The 9,424-nt window shown below is 62.0% G+C and carries 10 protein-coding genes; 5 read left to right on the forward strand and 5 right to left on the reverse strand.

Features of this window, described 5'->3' with window-relative positions:
* Nucleotides 1-2 precede the first annotated feature (2 nt).
* Nucleotides 3-215 carry a ribbon-helix-helix domain-containing protein gene (locus QT222_RS12370; RefSeq protein ID WP_004056877.1) on the reverse strand — a complete coding sequence of 71 codons (213 nt, stop codon included), beginning with the start codon at nucleotides 213-215 and terminating at the stop codon, nucleotides 3-5.
* A gap of 143 nt (nucleotides 216-358) precedes the next feature.
* On the opposite strand from QT222_RS12370, the gene QT222_RS12375 reads away from it, so the two are divergent.
* Nucleotides 359-685 (forward strand): hypothetical protein, encoded by a 327-nt coding sequence (locus tag QT222_RS12375; RefSeq protein ID WP_049917400.1) that lies wholly within the window; start codon nucleotides 359-361, stop codon nucleotides 683-685.
* Nucleotides 686-703: 18 nt separating this feature from the next.
* On the opposite strand, the gene aglJ is transcribed toward QT222_RS12375, so the two are convergent.
* The gene (gene aglJ, locus QT222_RS12380) at nucleotides 704-1,630 is read right to left on the reverse strand and encodes an S-layer glycoprotein N-glycosyltransferase AglJ (protein WP_004056875.1); all 927 of its coding nucleotides are present in this window, start codon (nucleotides 1,628-1,630) and stop codon (nucleotides 704-706) included.
* A 104-nt stretch (nucleotides 1,631-1,734) separates the two neighbouring features.
* Between aglJ and QT222_RS12385 the strand changes: the two genes are divergently transcribed.
* From QT222_RS12385 to QT222_RS12400, 4 genes are all read left to right on the forward strand, one after another.
* Entirely contained in the window at nucleotides 1,735-2,889 is a 1,155-nt protein-coding gene (locus QT222_RS12385) for a glycosyltransferase (protein WP_491477355.1), read from the forward strand.
* A gap of 36 nt (nucleotides 2,890-2,925) precedes the next feature.
* The gene (locus QT222_RS12390; protein WP_491477356.1) at nucleotides 2,926-3,966 is read left to right on the forward strand and encodes a glycosyltransferase family 4 protein; all 1,041 of its coding nucleotides are present in this window, start codon (nucleotides 2,926-2,928) and stop codon (nucleotides 3,964-3,966) included.
* A 154-nt stretch (nucleotides 3,967-4,120) separates the two neighbouring features.
* A complete protein-coding gene (locus QT222_RS12395; protein ID WP_004056872.1) occupies nucleotides 4,121-4,690 on the forward strand; it encodes a class I SAM-dependent methyltransferase in 570 nt (189 codons plus the stop codon).
* Nucleotides 4,691-4,757: 67 nt separating this feature from the next.
* Nucleotides 4,758-6,122, forward strand: coding sequence for a sulfatase (locus QT222_RS12400; RefSeq protein WP_491477357.1), 1,365 nt, complete (start codon nucleotides 4,758-4,760; stop codon nucleotides 6,120-6,122).
* Nucleotides 6,123-6,130: 8 nt separating this feature from the next.
* Here the strand turns inward: QT222_RS12400 and QT222_RS12405 are convergent, their stop codons facing one another.
* From QT222_RS12405 to QT222_RS12415, 3 genes are all read right to left on the reverse strand, one after another.
* Nucleotides 6,131-7,480: a sulfatase gene (locus QT222_RS12405; protein ID WP_491477358.1), complete on the reverse strand. Its 1,350-nt coding sequence runs from the start codon at nucleotides 7,478-7,480 to the stop codon at nucleotides 6,131-6,133.
* Nucleotide 7,481: 1 nt separating this feature from the next.
* Nucleotides 7,482-9,035, reverse strand: coding sequence for an alkaline phosphatase family protein (locus QT222_RS12410; RefSeq protein WP_004056869.1), 1,554 nt, complete (start codon nucleotides 9,033-9,035; stop codon nucleotides 7,482-7,484).
* Nucleotides 9,036-9,059: 24 nt separating this feature from the next.
* The coding region (locus QT222_RS12415; RefSeq protein WP_491477359.1) for a glycosyltransferase at nucleotides 9,060-9,424 on the reverse strand (365 nt) is incomplete at its 5' end.

Raw genomic sequence — 9,424 nt, forward strand, 5'->3', positions numbered from 1 at the left:
CGCTACTGTAGGTAGCCGAGGTCGGTCAACTGCTCCGCAATCTCCTGGAACTCCGACTCGGAGAGGTCGCCACCCGACCGCTCGTGCTGGATGACGATGCTGCGAAGCAGAAACCGGACGAGGTCACTCGTACTGGAAAATGTCGTTCCTTCGAGTGTTTCGTCGACGCGGCCGGCCAGCTCCTTCGGGATAGAAACCGTCGTGTACTCCGTCATAGCTTGTATCTGGAACTCATCGGGGTTAACCCCAGCGGTACTTCGTAGTAATATAATTCAAGGCAATATTTTGACAAGTAGTGACTAACGATATCTCCGGAGGTTGGGGGTTTTTTCCGCCACGGGTGAGTTATACCGATTCGATGGCTGCGAGACCGCCCCAAAACGATATGTCGGAGCCGGATACAATCGAGTTCGGCATCGCCGCACTGGCCGACGATGTCGATACCGCCGATATCGACTATCCAGCAGATACACGGACGATTGTGCAGGCGCTCGACGATGTCGACGTGCCAGTCGACGCCGCAGGAAACACGGTCAAAATAAGCGAGGCGCTCGAAGTCGCGTCGAAAGACCGCTTCGAGTCGCGTCGGGAGCTGCTGGACACACTGCACCCGATTTTCGAGGAATACCGTGCGAAGGCGTCGAAAAGCCTCATGGGGCGACTTCGCGCGCTCGTCCCGTTCTGACGGTCCGACGTTTCTCTCCTAGTCGTCCGAACTCTCTCCTTCGAGGTCTTGGATGCGCTTCATCTGTTCGCGGTGGAGCGACAAGATGAGGTCAGACAGCACGCCGAACATCAGCAGTTGGACGCCGAAGAGGATGCCCGCCGCGGAGACGACGGCGATAACCTCGTGTGACACGGTCCGGACAACCCACTCGTAGGCCACGTACGCGGCGAGACCGAGCCCCGTCGCGGTCGACGCGAGACCGACACTCCCGAAGTAGAAAAGCGGGTTGTTGGTCTTGGCGCGCCGGTAGAGTTCGAGAAAGATGATGCCGCCGTCGCGAATCGGGTGGAGGTTCGTATCCGACCCGTCCGGGCGAGGGTAGTACGTCGTGGGCACGACCGTCGTCTCGATGCCGCGTTTCGCGCACTCGACGGCCATCTCCGTCTCGATACCGAACCCGTCTGAGGTGAGCGTCATCTGCAAGAACGATTCGCGGGTGAACGCGCGGTAGCCGCTGAGAATATCTCCAAAGTCCTGCCCGTGGATGAGCGCGAAGGCGCGGTTGATGATTTGGTTGCCAATCCTGTTCAGCGTCGTCATCGCGCCGGACCGCATGTCGGCGAACCGGTCGCCGATGACGTGTTCGTATCCCTCACCGAGCGGTTCGAGCATCTTCGGCGCGTCCGTCGGCTCGTAGGTGCCGTCACCGTCGAGCATCAGGACGTATTTGGTTTCGACGTGCTTTTCAACGGCTTCTCTGACTGCTTGTCCCTTCCCGTCCCCGGACTGAACGACGACGCGCGCGCCGGCCTCTTCGGCGAGTTCGCGCGTCCTGTCCGTGGAGTCGCCGTCGACGACGAGGACGTTTCCGAACCCCTCGTCTCGGTAGTCGGCGACGACCTCGGCGATAGTCTCCGCTTCGTTGTAGGTCGGGACGAGGACGCAAACGTCCGCGTAATCCATCGGCAGTACCTGTGAAGTGGACGCTTAAAAGTGGTTCCGAAACCCGGTGCACATTCGCGGAAGGGACCGTCGGGATTTTTGTCGCAGTCCGTCAAGGGCGGACCATGCGCAGACTCGTCAAACGTCTCGGCGGTGCCGTCACGGCGCTCCTTTCTCTCACGGGGCTCCCCTACGTGATTTACCTGCTCCTTGCAAAGGTGTGGAACCCACAGGGGTCACCCGCGGAAAAGAGCCGTGCGGAACCGTCAGTCAGCATCGTCCTCCCGACGTACAACGAAGAACGAATCGTCGAGAACAAACTCCGCGACCTCGTGTCGCTCGACTACCCGATGGACAAAGTCGAGGTCGTCGTCGTCGACTCCAGCGATGACGACACTCGCGACATCATCCGCAACTTCTTCGCCGACCGGGAGACCCCCGAGTTGACGCTCCTCGAAGAAGACGAACGCCGCGGCCTCGCGCCCGCGCTCAACGACGCCTACGCCGCCACGAAAAACGAGATGGTCGTCAAGACCGACTGCGACTCGAAAGTGGCCCCCAACGCGCTCCGCGAAGCGGCCGCGAACCTCGCAGACCCGGATGTCGGTGCAGTAACTGGCCGAAACGTCGAGGTACTCGGCGGCAGCGACGTCGAAGAGGGCTACCGCGACATCCAGGCGACCATCCAGGCGCTGGAGTCGCACATCGACTCGACGCTCATCTTCCACGGTCCCTTCTCGGCGTTCGAGCGGGACGAAATCGTCCCTATCGACCCCGACTCCATCGCCGACGACACCGAGTTGGCGCTGAAGATTCGACGCAACGGCAAGCGCGTCATCTTCGACCCGGCAGTGCAGTACATGGAAGCGTCACACTCCGAGTTCGGCAAGCGGCGCACGCAGAAGGACCGTCGTGCGATGGGCCTGATTCGCCTGCTCTTCCAGCACCGCGACGCCATCGGTCGCCACGGTCTCTACGGCGGCGTCGTCCTCCCGTCCCACGGTTGCTCCCGGGCGGCCCCGCCGTGCCCCCCCGCGGGCGCAGTCGGGCTGACAACTCTCGCCGGTCCCCCCGTCCCCGCCCCGCTCGGACTCGCATTTCCCGCCGCGCTCGGCGCGTTCACGCTCCTCGGCTCGCGCGACCTCCTCGGCTCGCTCCAGCCGTTTTACGCCATCTTCGACACGCAGGTGTCCCTGCTTTTCGCCGCCGTGAAACTCCTCCGCGGCGAAGGTTCGGCTATCTGGGACGTCGACGAGGAACTGCGGGATGTCTACGAATGAATCGCCGACTCAACCGACGGACCGACCGATAGCAGAATGAAGATACTGCAGGTGACGCCGCGGTATCCGCCACAGTCCGGCGGTGTCGAGACGCACGTCCGTGAAATCTCGGAACGTCTCGTCGACCGCGGCCACGACGTGACCGTCATCACCGCGGACGCGGGGGCGGACGGCTTCCGCCGTGAGCGACGCAACGGTGTTCGCGTGCGGCGGCTTCGAGGTGTCGCACCCGGCGGTGCGATGCACATCTGCCCGCAAGTCACCCGCGCGGTGAGACAGGCTGACGCCGACGTCGTGCACGCACACAACTACCACTCGTTTCCGCTTTTCTTCGCGGCGCTCGGCGTCGGTGACCGAACGTTCGTGGTGACGCCGCACTACCACGGCGCAAGCGCGAGTTCCGTTCGTGACCGTCTTCTGTCGCTGTACCAACCGCTCGGTCGATGGGCGGTCCGGCGCGCAGACCGAGTTGTTGCGGTGAGCGAGTGGGAGCGGTCACACCTCGAAGGTGATTTCGGCGTCGGCGCGACGGTCATCCCGAACGGACTCGAAATCGACCGGTTTGCGTCGGCCGAGGCAACTGAGAGAGACCGTCCGTACATCCTGACCGTCGGCCGGTTAGAGGAGTACAAGGGTGTCCAACACGCGATTCGAGCGCTTTCGGAACTTCCGGAGTACGACATACTGGTCGCCGGAAGCGGCGACTACCGCGACGAGTTGGAGCAAATCGCCGCCCGAGCGGACGTTTCCGACCGCGTCGAATTCCTCGGCTACGTCGCCGACGAGGACCTCCCCGGACTCTACGCGGGGGCCGCGGCGTACGTGACACTAAGCGAATTCGAAGCGTACGGCATGACGGTCGCAGAGGCGCTAACCGCGGGTACGCCTTGTGTCGTCTCCAACGCCGCTGCGCTCTCCGACTGGACCTCCGAGTCCGGAGTCGTGGGAATCACCGACACCAATCCGGTGCGTGTCGCAGCGGCCGTCCGCGAGGCGCGCGACCGAACAGAGACCGATGCAGAGACGGTCATCGACTGGGATGCCGTCGTCGGCAGGTTGCTCGACGTGTACGATTGAACGGTAACCGCACCAAGTGAAGCGGTCAGTATATGAATTCCCCCATTTTCAAAACAAACTAAGTTCCTATTTTAAAGAAAGGCTGACAATACCAGATTATCAAATGTCATTATTAGCACCAAACATTGACATTGGATAATAACGACTCTCGCATATGGCCACTTTGGAAGGGGGTCCGTCCATCGGTGCGAATATCGAGCACTCTGGTGGAGCGGGTGAACGCTTCGACAGCGAGATTGAAAACTTCGACAGAGCCAATCTCGGGTGCGGGGATGAGTACAAGGAAGGGTGGTATAACGTCGACATCCGAGACAGCGTCGACCCGGACGCTGTCTGGGACTTCAACGACTATCCGTGGCCATTCCCGGATGACGCCTTCGACGAGGTGGTTCTAGACAACGTCCTTGAACACCTCGACGACCACTACGCTGCCCTCCAAGAGATTCACCGTATTACTCGCGTCGGCGGAACGGCGAAGATTGCCGGACCACACTGGAACTCAGCCGGTGCGTGGATAGACCCAACACATACGCGCCCGTTCGACCCGCGGACGTTCGAGCACTACCTCATGAGCGATATGTTCGACATCGTCGACCTCACGGTAGACAAAGTTCGGTGGGCGAAACCACTCCCTGATTCGGCTGCGCTGTGGCTCGCCGATAGTTTCGGACAGGGAGTCTCCGGATTCGAGGTCGTCGTCACCCCGACTTCGCAGTCGAAATAACGGTCCGGGTTGAAACGGTCGGCACCGTCCAGAGTCCTTTTTACCCCGGTCGTGAGATGCGTACGGTATGAACGTGCTGCTCGTCACCGTGGACTCTCTCAGATACGACCGCGTGAACGAGCGGGTCATGCCGTTCACGCGGTCTTTCGCGGACGACGCGCTGGAATTCACCCAGTGTGTCGCGAACGGTCCATCCACCCCCGCTTCGTTCCCGTCTATCCACGCGAGTCGCCATTTCGCTAGCATCGACGGACTCGGTCTCCCTGCTGGCGGAGGCGGCATCGTCACGCTCGCAGAACACCTTCGGGACGCCGGCTTTGCCACCGCAGGCTACACTGACAACCACTTCACCAGCGGGTCGTACCACTTCGATAGGGGGTTCGACACGATGCACGACGCCAGTGGCTCGGCGGAGGCCGGGAAGCTCAAGCAGTTCGTCCAGTCGAACCTCAATAAGGACGGGATTCTGTTCAAAACCATCGAGCGAATCTACACCAAAGTCGACGCGATGTGGTCGACGACCGTCGGCAACGAAAGCGAGTACGAGCGGGCCGCCTCGCTCAACCGTCGCGCACTCGATTGGATAGACGAACGTGAGGAAGGCGAAGACTGGTTCGTCTGGCTTCACTACATGGACGTCCATCACCCCTACGAGGCCCCCGAAGAGTATCAGCGGCAGTTCCTCGACGAACCGGTTGGAATCGCTGACTGTCGACGACTCTCGCGCAAGGGGACGCATCACCCCGAAGAGGTGACGGACGAAGAGTGGGAGTTGATTCGCAACCTGTACGACGCCGAGTGCGCCTACGTTGACGACCAGTTCGAATCGCTTATGGGCGAACTCGACCAGCGCGGGGTCGTAGACGACACGACCATCTGTTTCACCGCCGACCACGGCGAACTCGTCGGCGAACACGGCAATGCAGGCCATCCCGCTGAGTTCTGGGAAGGGACTGTTCGTGTTCCGTTCCTTTTGAGCGGAACCGACGAGACGGGAACCGTCGACGGGCAGGTCCGACTCCTCGATACGGCACCAACACTGGCGGACGCGGTTAGGCTGGATGTACCTCGCGAGTGGCGGGGAGAGTCTGCACTCGACGTGGCCCGTAGCACAGTCGATGGGCGAAAATACGCGTTCGGCGGTGTCGGTCGACAAATCGACTACAAGCGGAGCTACGTCCGCCGCAACGACGGCTGGAAGCTACTCCGACACGCCGACGACGGTGAGTTCTGCTTCGACGTCACCGAGACTCCCGAAGAGCGACCCGAAGACGGCCGTTCGGGAGACGACATTCCCGAATACGACGAACTCTCCACCGCCCTTGACGAACACATGCAAGAAATGAAAGACCTCAGAAGCGGTGTTGGCGGCGTCGATGAGGGCGAAGAGATGGTCGAAGAACATCTCCGCGAACTTGGCTACCTCGAATAGCAGTCAAGTTATTCCAAGTACCCGAGTTCGGCGAGTCGGTCGCGCGTCGACGAATCGACTTCCATCTTCTCGTCGCCGTGGACGCCCATGCCGAACGTCTCGTACGCCTCTCGGAGTTCGGCAGGCGGGTCGTCAAGTGGGTGTTTCTCACCCGGGTCGTCGCCGAGGTCAAACCACACCGTTTCGCCCGTTTCCGGAACGTCGATGAGTTTCTTCTCACCCAACCAGACGGCACGCTGATTGTATCCGTACCCGGTTTCTTCGCAGATGACGGGCGTTGCTGAGTCTGCTGTCCGAGAGAGCGGTCTCCCCGAGAACTCGGGTGTATTCCCGAGTTCGAGTGCCTCTGCGACGGTGGGAACGACATCGACGAGCGAGACGCGAGTGTCGTCGTGGCCAGTATCGACGGTCGGTACGTCGACCCACAGGGGGACCGTAGCAACCTCTTCGAGCACGCTATGGCCGTGGTCAGTCCCGTAGAACCCTCTCGGGTCGTCGTTCAGGCGTCGTTCGAGGTCAGTGTGTTCCCAGAACGCTTCGCCGTGGTCGCCGCAGACGACGACGATGGTGTCGTCTGGAATCGCTTCAAAGAGCCGACCGAGTTCGTCGTCTGCGCCGCGAATCGCCGCATCGTACGCGCGGAGTCGTGCATCTCGGTACTGCTCGAACTCATCGTCGTCGGTCGATTCTCGGAAGCGCCAGTCTTCGAGTCCGTCCACGTCGGGGACTCCGAACCGCTCGCGGTGTCTGTCTGGAATGTCGAGCGGTGCGTGTGGGTCACCGAGTTGGAGGTGTAGGAACCAGCGGTCGCGGTTGCTCATCCATTCGAGAGCCGTGTCGACGCGCTCTGTGGCGTCGGTGTACTTGATGTCGACCGACTGGAAGCGGTCGCCGACAGACTTGTCGGCCATCGGAATCGCGCTCACCATCCCCGTCTCGTAGCCCGCTGATTCGAGCAGGTCGGGGAGTGTTGGAACGTCCGAGCGCGGGCGGGTCGGGAACTGCTCTGACGAGAGGTCGCGCGGGTCAGAATCGAATCGACCACCGTGTTCGTGCGGATATCGGCCCGAGACGAGCGATGCAATAGATGGGAACGTCCACGGACTCGCAGCCGTCGCATTCGAAAACGACCGACCATCGAACGAATCGAGCGTGGGCGTCGTCGGTCTGTCGTACCCGAATCCGGAGACGTGGTCCGCTCGGAGGCAGTCGATGACGACGAACAGCACGTTTTGTGGGTTTCCGACAGTCGTGTCGTAGTCTACCGTTCGGTCCCGTCGTTCGCGCCAGTGGGCCACCTTGTGCCGGGTGTTCATCCACAGGTTGTTGAGTCGCGGGAATCGTTTGAGCGGGTTCATGTTACTCCACGTAACCGAGGCTCTTCAGCGTCTCCTCGACGTCGCGTTGGTCGGCGCGGTTGTCGCCAACGTCTGTCGCGGTCGACGGACCCGTTTCGACCGGTCGGTCGGCGGTTTCACCAGCGAAGAGTTGCGATAGGACCGAGCCGTCGGCGTCCTCCGGTATGGGAACTCCGAGATAGTGGAGGATGGTCGGCGCGAGGTCGTACAGCGTCGGGTCGATGGACACGTCGCCGTCCGCAATGTCGTCACCCCATGCGGTGAACACACCATGGTGACGGTGGGTCGCAAGCCAGACCAACTGCTCGCCGAATACATCACCGCCGAGTGATTCCGGGGCGTCGACGCCGGTCGTGTATTCGACGAGGAGGTCCGGCGAGAGCGGCATCGAACCCGTGTAGATATCGGCAGGGTCGTGGACGGCCTCGGACACGGGCGTTCCGTCGGGCGTTTCGAGCGACTCGAACGCCGCGGTAAGGTCGGCGACGTACGCGTCCTTGTCGGCGTCGGAGTCGAACGCGCGGTCGTTGACGTAGACCGGACCGCGGCCGAGCGAGATGGCTTTCGTCTCGTCCCAGTCGATGGCGGCGTCCTGAATCGAGACACGACCGCTCTCGCTCGGGAACCACCGCTGGACCGATTCGGGAACGACAGCCTGTGCGAGGCTGACGAGACCGAGCGTATCGACCACGCGCTTGAGCCGTTCTTCGGTGAGTCCGACCGACGCGAGGAGGTTCCGAGACGACTCCTCTTTCACCACGAGGTCGTCTCGCTCGGCGAGCCATTGGTTGACGAGGAACGTTTCGTCGATTTCGACGAAGCCGTGGTCACTCATCAGGAAGACCGCCTCGGTGTCGTCGCGGTCGAGGAGTTCGCCGAGGCGAGCGTCGATTCGCTCGTAGAGTCGGCGGATGTGGTCCGGGCGGTCCCAAAGGCGGTGCTGGACGGTGTCGGTGATGAATACCGTCGTGTGCACGAAGTCCCGGTCGCGCTCCGTTGCCAACCACTCGGCGGCGTCGAAACGTTGGTCCGCGAGCGTCTGGGCCTCCGCTATCAGTTCGTCCGGCGACGCCTCGCTGAGGACGAGGTTGGGTTTGACCCGGTACGAGGGAATGGCATCGAGAAGGTCGGCTTTGAGCGACGCGGGCGAAGTGAACTCGCCGCGCTCCGAGGCGGGGCTTCCGGCGATGGTGAGCACGCCGTCTGTCGTCCGCGGCGGGTGCGTCGTCGGCATGTTCACCACGCCCGGTTTCACGCCCGCATCGACGAGCACGTCCCAGTACTCGCGCGACCGGAAGTCCGAGGAGTCGTTCGTCGAGATATCGCAGGTGTCGTGGTCGAACGAGAACCACTCGTAGACGCCGAGTTTTCCGGGTGTCTTCCCCGTGGAGTAGCACTTCCACGCGGGGAACGTAATCGGCGGCAGTGTACTTTCGAGGTCGGCATCGACGCCGCCCGAACAGAGGCGTTCGAAGGCGGGGAGGGCTCCGTCGTCCATCCACCGTCGGAGGAGCGACCAATCGGCCCCGTCGAGTCCGACGACGTATACGGTCATGGATTGAGTCTCGTCGGTAGACGTTTAAAATTCTTCGAGTACACTGGCGAATGCCGCTCTGAACGCGTCCTGTCTCGGTTCGGCGTCGAACGTCGCGCCGCGCGCGCTTGCGTTTTCGGAGAGGCGACGACGCTCAGAGGGCGTTCGGTCGAAGTACGTCGCCACGCCGTTCGCAATGTCCGACGGCGTGGGTTCGACCACGAGCGAGGGGTCGAGTTCACGCGCTTCGGATTTCGTTCCCGTCGCTTCGGTCACGACCGGTGGGAGTCCAGCACGCATTGCTTCGAGCACGCTCACTGGGAAGGTGTCCATGCGCGACGGTTGGACGTACACCGAGGCTGGGTCGAACGCGTCGCTGAGGTCTTCGACGTAGCCGCGGACTGTAACGC

The organism is Haloferax sp. s1 (genome assembly GCF_058382125.1).

Bases quoted from the DNA above. Each gene is read 5' to 3' on its own strand.
- QT222_RS12370 (WP_004056877.1), bottom strand. From the start codon at position 215: ATGACGGAGTACACGACGGTTTCTATCCCGAAGGAGCTGGCCGGCCGC.
- QT222_RS12375 (WP_049917400.1), top strand. From the start codon at position 359: ATGGCTGCGAGACCGCCCCAAAACGATATGTCGGAGCCGGATACAATC.
- aglJ (WP_004056875.1), bottom strand. From the start codon at position 1,630: ATGGATTACGCGGACGTTTGCGTCCTCGTCCCGACCTACAACGAAGCG.
- QT222_RS12385 (WP_491477355.1), top strand. From the start codon at position 1,735: ATGCGCAGACTCGTCAAACGTCTCGGCGGTGCCGTCACGGCGCTCCTT.
- QT222_RS12390 (WP_491477356.1), top strand. From the start codon at position 2,926: ATGAAGATACTGCAGGTGACGCCGCGGTATCCGCCACAGTCCGGCGGT.
- QT222_RS12395 (WP_004056872.1), top strand. From the start codon at position 4,121: ATGGCCACTTTGGAAGGGGGTCCGTCCATCGGTGCGAATATCGAGCAC.
- QT222_RS12400 (WP_491477357.1), top strand. From the start codon at position 4,758: ATGAACGTGCTGCTCGTCACCGTGGACTCTCTCAGATACGACCGCGTG.
- QT222_RS12405 (WP_491477358.1), bottom strand. From the start codon at position 7,480: ATGAACCCGCTCAAACGATTCCCGCGACTCAACAACCTGTGGATGAAC.
- QT222_RS12410 (WP_004056869.1), bottom strand. From the start codon at position 9,035: ATGACCGTATACGTCGTCGGACTCGACGGGGCCGATTGGTCGCTCCTC.